This window comes from Sporolactobacillus vineae DSM 21990 = SL153, assembly GCF_000377985.1.
Lineage (GTDB): Bacteria > Bacillota > Bacilli > Bacillales > Sporolactobacillaceae > Sporolactobacillus > Sporolactobacillus vineae.
The window spans coordinates 17035-30314 of record NZ_KB899052.1; the positions used below are offsets into that span (position 1 = coordinate 17035).

Genomic DNA, 13280 nt, shown 5'->3' on the forward strand with positions numbered 1-13280 from the left:
GAATTTTGTTTTGAAAAAGATTCTGTTTCTTTCATCTGAGTACACCGGCGGCGGGCACAGAAGCATCACAAAGGCCTTATGCGAACAGCTTTCGCTTCATGATCCGGAGATCCAATTCAAAGTCATCGACGGATTCATGCTGGGCAACTGGCTGCTCCGGCTTCCAAGCCATACCTATGACACGCTGGCCGTTGGGCTGCCCGCATTGTGGGGGTTCATTTACCGGCTGAGCAATCCATTCAGATGGCTGGTGAACCGGGCTGTTGCCGGAAACATAAAGAGATCATTTTTAGAACAGATCCGTACGTTTCAGCCGGACTTAATCGTCTCCGTCCATGAGATTTTTGTCGGATCAGTTATCCGTATTTTGAAAAAGGAAGGTCTGGACATCCCTGTCATTTCACTGGTGGCCGATCTGGATAATGTCACGAATCTTTGGGCGGACAAAGACGTAAAATACATTGTCTGCCCTTCTGAAGAAGCCAGAAGGAGTATGCTGAAGGCAGGAATGACAAATGAGCAGCTGTTTCTGACTGGTTTTCCGGTACGCCGTGAGTTCTGTGATCCGTGTCTTCCGGAACCACTGGCCTGGAGCGAAACCGGGAGAAAATCCCTTTCCGTGCTTCTGGTCAGCGGCAGTCAAGGCTCGCCGCAGGTGCTCAGAATCATCAACTCGCTGTTGAAACATGAGCGGATTCACCTGACGATCCTTGCCGGCTATAATACGGTTCTGAAGAAAATTATTGAAAAACATTTCTCAAAATATGTTGGAAACAGACTGACCGTTTACGGATTTATCAAAGAGATCAAAGAACGGATGGATGAAGCGGATCTGCTCATCCTCAGAGCGAGTCCGAATGTGCTGATGGAGGCGGTGAATCTGTGCAAACCGGTCATCGTCACCGGAGCCTTACGCGGGCAGGAGGAGAAGAACCCTCAGTTTGTGCTAAGAAATAAGCTGGGCTGCTATTGCCGCGATGTAAATGAACTGCCGGAGCTGATCTCCGGCTTGCTGGCGAACGATGGTGAAAAATTGCTGCAGATCGCGCGGAATGAGTACCGGTTCAGAAAACCGGAATCGGCCCGTCAGATCACCGATTTGCTCGTTAGCACCCTTCATGAAAAAGAGGGTGCCGTTCCAAAGCAGCCTGATCAGGCTCACACCGCGTCCCAGCTGTGATCATTGTAAACAGGGGCCGGCATTCGGCTGATCGCGAGGCAAAAAAAGTGATTCAGGCAGGGAGTCTTTGAATGTCAGCGAAAACAAAAATCAAATTATTCCTGGGCTCTTTACTTACTGTACTTGTATTTTATTATTTATTCCGGAAACTGGGCCGCAGCCTGAATCTGAATCATCTGCTGACGATAAAAATCAACTGGCTTCTTGCCGCCGTTTCCGTTTTTCTGCAAATGTTCTCAAACTACTTGCGCGCCATGGGGTACACGCGGGGCATCGACCCGAATATCAACCGGATCACGGCACTCCAGATCGTCAGTATCGGTCACGGTGCAAACATGATCCTGCCGCTGAATATTGGTGACGGCTTGCGTTTCGCCTTTTTTCCAAGTGATTATAATGCGCTGCGACGAACGAAATTAGTGATGATTCCTGCACTGGCCGACTTTGTCGTCATCATTACCCTCTCACTGCTGGCCGTGCCGTTTTCCGGGTTCAGGGATCATCGGCTGGTCCGGATCTTATGGATACTTTTTTTTATCTGTATCATTGCGATCGTGCTGACGTTACTTGTCACATACTTTGTTCCGCGGCTCCGCAATTATTTTAATGAATTCCTCAATGTGGGTATGCTGAACATGGTGTTCTGGGTCTTCCTCTCCTGGGCGGCGCTCCTGCTTGCAATCTGGATCGGGCTTGTGGCCTGCGGTTTTCACTGGCTGCCGTCGCTTCGTTTGTCTTTTGCGGTCTTTGCGGCAACGAACCTGGTCAATCTGATTCCCTCATCGCCGGGCGCCGTCGGCCTTTATGAGTACGGGGTCATCATCGGTCTGGCCGGACTCGGCATCCAGCAGAGTACCGCGCTGTCAATCGGTCTGGTGCTCCACTTGTTTCAATACTCGGCGTTTCTCCCGATGGGTCTGGTCCTGTTCATCATGGCGGTCAGCGGGAAATACGGGAAGACGATCAGAACAATGCTGCGGGAAAGGTTTTAGTCATCCGGGTAAAAATGAGAAAGTGATCGGGTGCTTATTATTGTAAACGATTACATAGGCATTTTATAATATAATATGATTGGAAGAATACAAGAATATCGGAGGTACGCCGACCATGAAAGCAGTGATTTTTGATCTGGACGGAGTGATTGCGGATACGGCAGTCTATCATTTTCAGGCATGGAAAGATCTTGCCCGGTCGATCGGCATTGAAATAGGTGAGAATCTGAATCAGCAGTTGAAAGGAATCAGCCGGATGGGGTCGCTCGAGCGGATCCTCAAATTCGGCGGCCGGGAACACGACTTTTCCGAAGCGGAGAAGCTGTCGCTGGCTGAAGAAAAAAATCAGACCTATCGCGGGCTGATCGCAACAATGACGCCTGCCGATCTCTTGCCGGGTATTAAAAACTTTTTAGCCGAGCTGAAGGATGCGGGGATCCGGATCGGTCTGGCTTCATCGAGTAAAAACGGACCCTTAATTCTCAAAAATCTGGGAATCACGGCGATTTTCGATACGATTGTCGATCCGTCCAAACTGAAAAAAGGGAAGCCGGATCCGGAAATTTTTGCAACCGCCGTCAATCAGCTGGGTTTCCAGCCAGAACAATGTACGGGAATTGAGGATGCTGTGGCAGGCATCCAGTCGATTAATGGCGCAGGCCTTTTCTCGGTCGGCATCGGTGTTCCGGCGTCGGCGCATGCCGACTGGACGATCCCCTCAACGGAAGCACTGACCCTGGATGCCCTGAACTGGAATTTTATCCGGAAGCAGAAGCTGATCAACCCATGAACCGGGTCCGGCTCGCCATGGACATCAGGAAAGGAAGTCCGTAATGTGGATATTCAGAAACTGGTTCAGCATTATCCGGGGACGGTGATGAAGCGGGAGCCTTTTCACCCGGACAGGCATATGTTTTATTTTTATGAACGGCCCTATTATATCGGAATCCCGTCGCGTTCCCTCTCTGAGTCGGAACGTCGGCTGCTCAGTCTCCTGCTGGATCAGGAAACACCGCCTGTTTATTCGGAAAGAGCCCGCTGCTGGTACGGCCTGCTGATTGAGGGGAAGCCGCTGTCGCAGCCGGACCCCGGTAAAAGAATCAGCATCATTCAGTTTCATCTGACGAAACGTCTGGAACAATCGGACCTGAAGGAATGGCGGGCGGCGCTTGAAGCTTTCTTTGGCGTTCAAACAGATTTTATCTACCTCTCAGAACATGACGGGCTGATTGTCGAGCAAGATCAGTTCATCGAGGAGGCCTCGCTTAAGGCGATTGCCAATACGCTGCGCAACGACTTTTCGGTGAAGACCTGTTTTCAGATCGGGCTCCGCTATCCGCTGTCGCCGCAGCTCAGAGCGGCCTATCTGGAGGAAAAAAAGTTGTTTGATCAGCGCATGGATCAGGCTGAATCCCGGGAAGTGACCACCGTGGAACATGCCTTTTTTGATTTCTTAAAGCCGCTCGCGGGGAAGTGGGTCGTGCTGAATGAGCTGAGCGATCTGATCAGCGCAGAGAAAAGCTGGCGGCCGATCATCCGTGCGATCTGGGAGAATCAGGGCAATCTCAGCATGGCGGCGAAGCATCTATTCATGCACCGAAATACACTGCTGAACCGCATCGACAAATTTTATGAAATCACCGGGATTTCTTTGAAACGGATGGACGGCCTGACGATGGCCTACCTGTCTACACTGTAAAAAAAAGCTTCGGTCGTGAAGTCACGATCGAAGCACAATGGTTCTGTCTTATTCGGCTGTCAGCGACTTTTCAGTTTCCGGATCGAAGAAATGGGTCTTATTAATGTTGAAGGCCAGATCAACTGCATCACCGGCATGGTAGTCATTGCGCGCATCGACACGGGCGATAAACGGGTGACGGCCGACCTGAGAATGGAGCATGAACTCGGCGCCGGTCAGCTCGGCGATGTTTACTTTAGCATGAACGACGCTGTCCGGCGAGGCGTTAATGGCAACCGGTTCATCATGAATATCCTCCGGGCGGATGCCGAAAACGATCGGTTTATCGGCGAAATCCTTACTGCGCAGTATTTTCAGTTTGCCTTCCGGAATTTCAAGATCGATATCGTCCCCCTTGAAGCGGCTGCCTTCAAGCCGGCCATGGAAGAAGTTCATTGGCGGCGATCCGATAAACCCGCCGACAAACAAGTTGTTGGGGTTGTCGTAGACTTCCTTCGGTGAGCCGACCTGCTGAATCACGCCGTCCTTGATGATCACGATACGTGTCGCCATCGTCATCGCTTCGGTCTGATCATGGGTGACGTAGATCATTGTTGCCTGCAGCTTCTGGTGCAGTTTGCTGATCTCCGAACGCATTTGTACGCGCAGTTTTGCATCCAGGTTGGACAGGGGTTCATCCATCAGGAAAACTTTTGCATCGCGGACGATCGCCCGGCCGAGAGCAACACGCTGACGCTGGCCGCCGGACAATGCTTTCGGTTTTCGGCTTAGATAGTCCTTGATTCCAAGAATCTCGGCGGCATGTTCCACGCGTTGCTTGATTTCCGGCTTCGGGACTTTCCGGAGCTTCAGGCCGAACGCCATGTTGTCATAGACCGTCATGTGCGGATAGAGCGCATAGTTCTGAAAGACCATGGCGATGTCCCGGTCCTTAGGTGCCACATCATTCATCTTTTTCCCGTCAATGTACAGCTCGCCCTTGGTGATATCTTCCAGACCGGCGATCATCCGCAGAGTCGTCGACTTGCCGCATCCGGATGGTCCGACGAAGACAATAAATTCCTTGTCGGCGATTTCCAGGTTGAAGTCGGTGACGGACGGTTCCGTACTATTTTCGTAAATTTTATAAATATGCCTTAATGATAATTCTGCCATGTGCTTTTCACTTCCTTCAATTTATGGTTTCATTATAATGTAACCGGTTCCAATAATACACGGCATTCTGCTGCTTCCTGCGACCGGATTTATGTGCAAATTGTTGGCTCAGACATTTTGCCGCTGCTGCGCCTTGATCACAACGCCAACTAATCAATTGGCAGAAAAAAGCTGCGGTGCTGCCCGCACGTATGTGCCGGCAGCAGCTCGCAGCTTTTCATACTTATTGGTGAGCGCAAGGTTCAGCCAGGTTCAAAGTATACCCCATTTTCGTTCGTAGGTCACTAGTAATTGATATTCAGATAGCAGAAAACCTTGTTCCTCCAGCACTTTTCTCACAGAGTGGAAATCGAAGCTGTCGGTTTCCAGAACAATCTTATCCTTCTTTCCGGTAATCGCCCACTGGTGATGAACAGACTGAAGAATCTCGATCATCTGTGCGATGCGATCGATCCGTTCAGAGAAGGCGGCACCTAATTTTCTGAGCGCTTCCGGTTCGACCGGATTCCGGCTCCTGCTGCGATCTTCTGCTGAACCAGGCAAAAGATAGTAATCAAATATAAGGGTTACGCTTTGCTTACAGGTAAGTGCATCTACTTTCATTTTCCGATACTCCTTTTTTGAATCCAGCCGAATGGGTTACAGCGATGCCCAGAAGTTGTGAAGAATCACGACCGAGAGAATATAGCCGAGCACAATATTGACGACGGCACCAGTACTGAATGCGGCGAACGGTTTCCAGCCGAAGGAAGTCAGTTTCCGGAAGCGCGTGGTCAGCCCGATCGAAAGGAATGTGAAGGTGAACGCCCAGGTTCTGAATTCCTTGATCGGCGCAATCACGTCGGTATTGATGACCGCACGTCCGGCGACGGAAGTAGTAGCGGCAATGACAATCGTCAGCAGAATGGAAGCAGCGAAGAAGCCAATGATAAATTTTGGAAAACGGCGCCAGATCTCAGTCGCATCTGCTTTGGTTCCTGCCTTCCTGTTTTCCCAGAAAGTAATCGAAATGAGTGCCAGGATGAAGCACCAGACGCCGATGAAGATATCACGGCCGATGACCTTCATCAAAGTGAACGAGTTCAGCGCTTGATCGCCGAATGTGCTTGCGGCTGTAACGCCGGCGGCATCGGCAAATTCGGACGTGCCGATCCAGGCACCGGCCGGCCCTGCGGAAATGCCAAGCACCTTGACCAGAAAGGAAAGCAGGAAAATGGCGGCTACAGCCCAGATAACAACAAGTGAAATGGAGATCGATACATGTTCCTTTTTCGCTTTGATCGCACCACCGACGGCAATCGCCGCAGAGACACCGCAGACCGAACCGCCGACGCCGAGTGTCGCGGCAAAGTGCTTATCAAGTCCGAACCATCGGGTACCGGCAAAATAGATCACGAGAAAAGTAATCACCGAGATGAATGTCGCCTGCAGAAAGGCGACAGGTCCGGCCTGGATAATCAGCGTGAACGGTAATGTTGCGCCGAGCAAAACGATACCGACTTTGACATAGAGCTCGGTTCGGAGTGCAGAGGAGAACCAGCCCCCCAGCGGGATCAGATTGCCAACGATCAGACCGATCGCCAGGGCGACAATCGGCGCTTCAAGATTATACTGCGATGCCCAGCCCCATGAGCTGAAAATATTGATGGCGACACTGATGATAAATAAGAGCGTGAAGCCGGCTGCGAACGGACCGGTTTTAATATGAAGAAAGGATGCAGTAATCGAGAAAAGTACAAGGAACGTCAGATAGAGCAGGATGATCGAGCCCAGATGTCCCTGCAAAGCACTTCCCAGCGCCGGGAAATCAGTCCATTTCGGGATCTGTGCCGTCAGGACTTTAATCGAACTTCCGGCAGTCCAGAAGATAATTCCGGCGAGAACCAGGAACAGGCCGATCCATACGGCCCACCAGTCCTCTTTACGGATTAGCTCGAACCAGCCGCTTTTTCTGACGGGTTTTGATTGTTCTGAAGTGAGGTCGATTGACATTTGTGATTCCTCCCTGAGTGCTGGATTTCATGATTCACCGAATAAGGGACATAAGAACTATGAAGACGATTTAAGGACTCTTATCCTAATAAATAACTAAAAACATACGAATACTTGGTTATACGCAATAATCGATCATGCAACGCTCCATGCTGCCCACCCCGCTTTCACTTTCCAGGTATAAAATGACCCCATTCTGAAAGAACGGGGTCCGGCACCGGATCAGTGTCCAAAACAGCCTTATCTTTCAGGAAAACCTGTTGGATTTAGCACCTGTACTTTACCGGGATGTAAAGTGGTTGCCGGACTTCATCGGGCCAATTCCCTCCGTCTCTCGTGATAAGAGTCGATTAAATTGGATTTATCCTATCATGTTACTTTGAATAATGTAATCTCTATTTAAAATTTTTTTCAGACAATCTGCGACAGCCATTCTCAATACCTGACAAAACTAATTGGAATTATTGACATTCTTCCCGCAGCCATTTAGAATAAATGAAACTAACTAAATAACTATCCAGAGCGATTGAGGGACTGGCCCGATGATATCCGGCAACCTGCAGTTTTGTTAGCTGTAAGGTGCTAATTCCAGCAAAATGGAGATCCATTTTGGAAGATAGGAAAATTAAGAGAAAAGCCTATCCAGCAGCCAAATGGATGAGGCTTTTTTATGTTCCTGGATAAAATAGGGAGAGGATGATTGGCTTGAGTTACACCAAAGTATGGGCGGATAATGAGCAGTTGAATAAGAATGAGGTCAATAAGCTCAAAAAAGACGGACTGACTATTTTTGACGATATCCCGAAATATGCCAAAAGCGGTTTTGCATCGATTCCTAAAGATCAGTACATGTATTTTAAATATGCCGGTCTGACCGTGCAAAAACCTCAGGATAAAGGGCTGTTCATGCTTCGGGTCAAGGTGCCGACCGGCATCCTGAATCACGATCAGGCAGTGACGCTGGCAGGTATCGGCCGCGACTACGGCCGCGGAATCATCGATATTACCACGCGCCAGTCGGTTCAGTATCATTGGGTACCGCTTGAGAAGCTGACCGATGTCTTCGACAGACTGAAGAAAGTCGGTCTGACGACGAGCGAAGCTGAAGGTGACGCACCGCGGAACGTTGTCGGCAACCCGCTTGCCGGGATCGATCCGGATGAACTTTTTGATACACGGCCGGTAGTGGAAGAAATCTATCACTTTTTCCAGGATAACCCCGATTTCTCCAATCTGCCAAGAAAATACAAGATATCGATTAATGCCAATACGTCGAATGCCGGACATGCGGAAATCAATGACCTGTCATTTATCCCTGCCTCGAAAACCATCGATGGTAAAAAAGTGCTTGGCTTTCACGTCAAGGTTGGCGGCGGACTGGCGGCGAAACCCTATCTGGCCGAACAGCTGAACATTTTCGTGACGCTCGATCAGGTTAAAAATGTATCTGCCGCCGTGACGACGATCTACAGAGATTATGGGTATCGCAAGAGCCGGGCACGTGCACGGCTGAAATATCTGGTCGCCGACTGGGGTATAAAGAAGTTTGAGGAAAAAGTATTGGCACTGACCGGACCGCTGCCTGAAGCAGGTCATGATGAGACCAGGGGCTGGAACGGCGGCTTCTTCTTCGGCGCGCATCCTCAGAAACAGAAAGGGCTGAATTATGTCGGGGTCAGCATCCCGGTAGGACGGATCAGCGCGGAGGACTTTCTTCGGTTCGCAGAACTGGCGCAAAACTATGGAAATGGTGAACTGAGAACCGTCAATTCTCAGAATCTGATTCTTCCCAATATTCCTGACGCAGTACTGGACAACCTGCTTTCAGATGAACTTTTTCAAAAATTTCCGATTCACCCGACGCCTTTCACCGGATATGCGATGGCCTGCACCGGCAATGAATTCTGCAATCTCGCACTGACAAATACAAAGGATAAAATGAAAGAAATTGCGGCCCGGCTTGATCAGGAAGTCAGTCTGGACGTCCCGGTCAGAATTTATATGGTTGGCTGCACGAACTCCTGCGGCCAGCGCCAGATCGCCGACATCGGCATTCAAGGCCTGAAGCTGCGGACGAAGGATAAACAGCTGGTCGATGCTTATGAACTATTCGTCGGCGGTACACTGATCGACGGCGGGCAGTTCAACGAACGCCTGAAGGGAAGAATCCCGGCAACGCAGATTTACGATGTGCTAAAGGATTTTCTTCTGTTCTTTAAAAAGGAAAAGGAAAAAGGGGAAACCTTCTTCGCGTTTAAAACCAGAATCGGTACAGAGAAACTGCAGCAAGTTCTGGATACGATTGCGAAGATGTACAGCAAATAACAGGGAATGGGGGAACGATCCTTGGAATTGTATCGTTTCATTGCGACGACGGAGCATGGGGAAACAGCGATCGTTGTGGCCGCGGACAGTGAGGAAAGAGCATTTCGCGTTGCCGACCGGGAGATCGAGCATCAGCTGCTGAAAAAACCGGTGATCAATGATCTGGCTCTGGTCGAGAAGAAGAACATCACGAAAAATGGCGCGGGTTACTTGATCCAGCCGCGCAAATCATACGAATGAAGGTGTGCAGCATGGGAAAAGTTTATCTTGTCGGTGCAGGGCCGGGAGATCCCGGGCTGATGACGGTCAAGGGTCTGAGGATTCTGCAGGCAGCCGACGTCGTGCTGTACGACCGGCTTGTCAGTCAAGAGATTATTAAGGAAGCCAGACATTCCGCCAGACTGGTCTATTGCGGGAAACTGCCGCACATGCATCCGTTGAATCAGGATGCCATCAATCATTTGCTCGTAAAATATGCCCGTAGCCATGCCGTTGTGGTGCGTCTGAAGGGCGGTGACCCGTTTATCTTCGGACGGGGCGGGGAGGAAGCCTCTGTGCTGGCCGCGGAGAAAATCGAGTTCGAAATCGTGCCCGGTGTCACTGCCGGGATCGCCGCACCGGCCTATGCGGGCATTCCGGTGACCTACCGCGATATCTCCGGATCCGTCGCGTTCGTTACGGCCCATTTTAAAGCGGGCAGCAAGGATCAGACAGACTGGTCGAAACTTGCATGGGCTGCCGATACGCTTGCCATCTACATGGGTGTAGCGACGCTTGAGCGTGTCGCTTCTGAATTGATTGCCGGCGGGCGGGAGCCGTCCACTCCGGCGGCGATCATTGAATGGGGAACTACAGAACGCCAGAGAACGTTCACCGCACCTCTGTCCGAGTTAAGCCGTGTCGCCGCCCGGGAACACGTCCAGAGCCCATCAATGATCGTCATCGGTGAGACGGTCAGACTCAGAGACCGGCTGAAATGGTTTGAAGCGCGGAAACAGCAGGAAGACGGACTCAGGGAGGCTTTCTGATGCTGGCCGTTCTGTATGTCAGTCATGGGACCCGAGTTGCCGAAGGTGTGCTCAAAGCCAATCAATTCCTGAAACGCTGTATGGATCAGGTGAACGTGCCGATTCAGCGGATCTGTTACCTGGAACTGGTGAAGCCGGATATTCTGGAAGGGATCGGCCAGTGTGTTGCTGCGGGCGCCGACCGGATCATTGTCCAGCCGATTCTGCTGCTGTCGGCAAGGCACGACAAGCGGGATATTCCCGGTGCCATTGAAAAAGCCCGGGCGATCTACCCGCATGTCCGATTTACCTATGGAAAACCGTTCGGCGTTGCCGACTGTATCATCGATATACTGCTGGAACGGCTTGCCGAAAAAGGAAGAACACCGGACAGTGAAGGCAGAGTGCTGATTGTCGGGCGGGGATCAAGCGACCCGGAAACGCCGAAAACATTCTCCCGGATCAGTGCCGAATTGACGGGGAAGGGTATTTCTCCAGTCTCGGTCTGCTACATGGCTGCCGCAAAACCGTTGATTCATGAAGGCCTGGCACAGGCAGGGGGGCAGAATACGGGCACCGTTTATATACTCCCCTGTTTGCTCTTTCCCGGGATACTGATGCGAACGATCAGAAAAGAAATTGCGGAAAGTGCGTACCGGACGTCCTTCACGCTGTGCCCGCCGCTCGGGTACCATCCTGCCCTGATCGGTCTGCTCAGGCAGAGAATTGAGGCGTCCGTCCATGAACGGCTATCCGCTCAATATTAATCTGCAGGGAAAAAATGTGGTCGTTGCCGGCGGCGGGCCTGTAGCGACCCGGAGACTTGAAGCCTTGCTGGACTGCGGCGCGCGGATCACCGTCATTTGTCCTCAGGCATCGGACCGGATCCGTAAGTGGGCCGGGGAGCAGGCGATTATCTGGAAGAAACGCTGCTGGGAACGTACCGATTCTGAAGCGGCTTTTCTGATTCTTGCGGCGACAGGCAGCGAAATGGTTAATGCTGCGATTGCGGCGTCCGCACAGCCGAATCAGCTGATCTGTACGGCGGGACACGCGGCCGGAAATTGTTCGGTCCCCGCGGTCATCCGCCGCGGCCGGCTGACCGTCACCATCGCGACCGGCGGCGCAAGCCCGGCTTATGCGCGAGAGCTGCGCGATCAGCTGGCGCAGACGCTGGACAGCGATATTGAAGGCTATCTTGACTTTTTAGCTTCGTTCCGGAAGCAGCTTCTGAGCAAGGAGCTGAATCGCGAGCTTAGAGCAGCCTGCCTGAAAGAGGTGCTTCGGCCTGAATACAGGGACAGGCAGCGGCAAGTCCGGTTACTTAAAGCGCTCGATCAGTGGATTAAGCAGCAAGCGGCTGCGGGACGTTAATCCAAATAAAAGGGCCCGGGAATCTCTGAGATTCCCGGGCCCTTTTTACGGTTTCATTAACTGATTATTCCATTAGTACATTTTTCTTGAAAGGCGATATATCCTGCTGAGCGTCGATATATTTTCGCGAAAGGCGATATATCCTGCTGAGCGTCGATATATTTTCGTGAAAGGCGATATATTCAGCTGAACGTCGATGTATTTTCGCGAAGGGCGATATATTCAGCTGAGCGTCGATATATTTTCGCGAAAGGCGATATATTCTGCTGAGCGTCGATATATTTTCGTGAAAGGCGATATATTCAGCTGAGCGTTGATATATTTTCACGAAAGGCGATATATCCTGCTGAGCGTCGATATATTTTCACGAAGGGCGATATATTCTGCTGAGCGTCGATATATTTTCGTGAAAGGCGAAATATTCATTTCGGAATGAGTGAAAGGGATACTCAAATTAAATGATTGCCATCAATATCGGAATTTCGACCATGCTGAAGAGCGTGGTTTCGGTGACCATGATTGCCGCGTAATCCGAATCGGCATGGTAGAGCTCGGAAACGACCGGCGCATTGGTCATCACCGGCATAGCCGACTGTAAGATGAAGACTTCCTTCATCAGCGCCGGCATCGGTGCCGGCAGGACAAGCAGTGTCATGAGTATCGGGGCTGCGATGAACCTGCCGATCAGGACACCAAGGTTATCTTTGTTCAGCCGCATCTCGCCAAGTCCGGCCTGCTCAATGGCGATGCCGATAAAGATCATCGACAGCGGAATCGTCAGCCCGCCGATATAGCTGAAGTCAGACATCAGGAACGTCGGCAGTTTAATATGGAACAGGACGAGCAATACACCGACAATAAAGCCAAGCAGCGGCGGCGAAAAAATTTTGCTCAGCGTGGTCTTGAGACTGAACCTGGTCTTGCTGTCCCCGTCAGTCTGGATCAGGTACACACCTAAGGTCCAGAAGAACGTCGTGTTTGCCATGTAATAAACGAGGACGTAAGGCAGGCTCTGGCTTCCGAACAGCGCCATATTCACCGGCAGACCGATGAACACCGTATTTGAGTTGCAGAACATTGATTTAAACAGCCCACTGTGATTCCGGGGTACCGCAAAGATTTTTACAGCCAAAAAAGAAATGCCGAACAGAATGATCATGGAAAGAACCGGAAAGCGGAGATTCGGCAATAACTCAATCAGCTCTTTGGTCGTAAAGTCGTTCGTGATCGTGCTGATCATATAAGCCGGCAGCGCGATCTGTGTAACCAGCCTGGCAATCAGTTTACTGGCATTCTTATCGAACCAGCCGCGCTGCGCAAGAAGATAGCCGACGCTGATCATCACAAGAATGACAAGAATACCCTGTATGCCTTGAAAAAAAGTTCCCAACGGATGAGCCTCCATCACCAAATGAGTTTTACAGGAAATCTGCAGTATCCGAACGATGACATTAATATTATTTATCCAGATCAGGTAAACTGAAATTTTTGCAAGGAACAGGATCAGCAATCGGAAAGCAGTTTGTCAGGTTTTCTGCATCTTTTGGGTATCCACG

The 13280-nt window shown here is 50.8% G+C and carries 13 protein-coding genes and 2 riboswitches; of the genes, 9 read left to right on the top strand and 4 right to left on the bottom strand.

From position 1 onward, the window contains the following. The first annotated feature begins 10 nt into the window (after positions 1-10). The 4 genes from D889_RS0111480 (at position 11) to D889_RS0111495 (ending at position 3871) form a co-directional block, all read left to right on the top strand. On the top strand, positions 11-1180 hold the full coding sequence (locus D889_RS0111480) for an MGDG synthase family glycosyltransferase (protein WP_010632614.1): 1170 nt from the start codon (positions 11-13) through the stop codon (positions 1178-1180). Between the two features lie 71 nt (positions 1181-1251). Continuing rightward, complete coding sequence (locus D889_RS0111485) at positions 1252-2172, top strand: lysylphosphatidylglycerol synthase transmembrane domain-containing protein (protein WP_010632615.1); 921 nt, start codon at positions 1252-1254, stop codon at positions 2170-2172. Between the two features lie 115 nt (positions 2173-2287). Continuing rightward, the gene (gene pgmB, locus D889_RS0111490) at positions 2288-2962 is read left to right on the top strand and encodes a beta-phosphoglucomutase (protein WP_010632616.1); all 675 of its coding nucleotides are present in this window, start codon (positions 2288-2290) and stop codon (positions 2960-2962) included. Positions 2963-3007: 45 nt separating this feature from the next. Then, positions 3008-3871 (top strand): helix-turn-helix domain-containing protein, encoded by an 864-nt coding sequence (locus D889_RS0111495; RefSeq protein WP_010632617.1) that lies wholly within the window; start codon positions 3008-3010, stop codon positions 3869-3871. A 48-nt stretch (positions 3872-3919) separates the two neighbouring features. Here the strand turns inward: D889_RS0111495 and D889_RS0111500 are convergent, their stop codons facing one another. The 3 genes from D889_RS0111500 to D889_RS0111510 all read right to left on the bottom strand — a co-directional run bounded on the left by D889_RS0111500 (position 3920) and on the right by D889_RS0111510 (position 7018). Continuing rightward, the gene (locus D889_RS0111500) at positions 3920-5026 is read right to left on the bottom strand and encodes an ABC transporter ATP-binding protein (RefSeq protein WP_010632618.1); all 1107 of its coding nucleotides are present in this window, start codon (positions 5024-5026) and stop codon (positions 3920-3922) included. A gap of 252 nt (positions 5027-5278) precedes the next feature. After that, positions 5279-5629 carry a hypothetical protein gene (locus tag D889_RS0111505; RefSeq protein WP_010632619.1) on the bottom strand — a complete coding sequence of 117 codons (351 nt, stop codon included), beginning with the start codon at positions 5627-5629 and terminating at the stop codon, positions 5279-5281. Between the two features lie 36 nt (positions 5630-5665). Beyond that, complete coding sequence (locus D889_RS0111510) at positions 5666-7018, bottom strand: YeiH family protein (RefSeq protein WP_010632620.1); 1353 nt, start codon at positions 7016-7018, stop codon at positions 5666-5668. Between the two features lie 237 nt (positions 7019-7255). After that, positions 7256-7364: riboswitch (SAM riboswitch) on the bottom strand. A gap of 164 nt (positions 7365-7528) precedes the next feature. Next, a riboswitch (SAM riboswitch) is annotated at positions 7529-7641 on the top strand. Between the two features lie 82 nt (positions 7642-7723). On the opposite strand from D889_RS0111510, the gene D889_RS0111515 reads away from it, so the two are divergent. Genes D889_RS0111515 through D889_RS0111535 form a run of 5 tightly spaced genes read left to right on the top strand, consistent with a single transcriptional unit; the run spans position 7724 to position 11724 of the window. Next, on the top strand, positions 7724-9343 hold the full coding sequence (locus D889_RS0111515; RefSeq protein ID WP_010632621.1) for a nitrite/sulfite reductase: 1620 nt from the start codon (positions 7724-7726) through the stop codon (positions 9341-9343). 21 nt (positions 9344-9364) lie between these two features. Next, positions 9365-9583, top strand: a complete 219-nt coding sequence (locus D889_RS0111520) for a DUF3906 family protein (protein WP_010632622.1) — start codon at positions 9365-9367, stop codon at positions 9581-9583. Between the two features lie 11 nt (positions 9584-9594). Beyond that, positions 9595-10371: a uroporphyrinogen-III C-methyltransferase gene (gene cobA, locus D889_RS0111525; RefSeq protein WP_010632623.1), complete on the top strand. Its 777-nt coding sequence runs from the start codon at positions 9595-9597 to the stop codon at positions 10369-10371. Beyond that, positions 10371-11117 (top strand): sirohydrochlorin chelatase, encoded by a 747-nt coding sequence (locus tag D889_RS0111530; protein WP_010632624.1) that lies wholly within the window; start codon positions 10371-10373, stop codon positions 11115-11117. Before cobA ends, D889_RS0111530 begins: the two co-directional genes overlap by 1 nt. Then, complete coding sequence (locus D889_RS0111535) at positions 11092-11724, top strand: NAD(P)-dependent oxidoreductase (RefSeq protein WP_010632625.1); 633 nt, start codon at positions 11092-11094, stop codon at positions 11722-11724. The genes D889_RS0111530 and D889_RS0111535 overlap by 26 nt, the downstream gene beginning before the upstream one ends. 454 nt (positions 11725-12178) lie before the next feature. Here D889_RS0111535 and D889_RS0111540 read toward each other — a convergent pair whose 3' ends face one another. Then, the gene (locus D889_RS0111540; RefSeq protein WP_026039131.1) at positions 12179-13114 is read right to left on the bottom strand and encodes an AEC family transporter; all 936 of its coding nucleotides are present in this window, start codon (positions 13112-13114) and stop codon (positions 12179-12181) included. Positions 13115-13280: the final 166 nt, after the last annotated feature.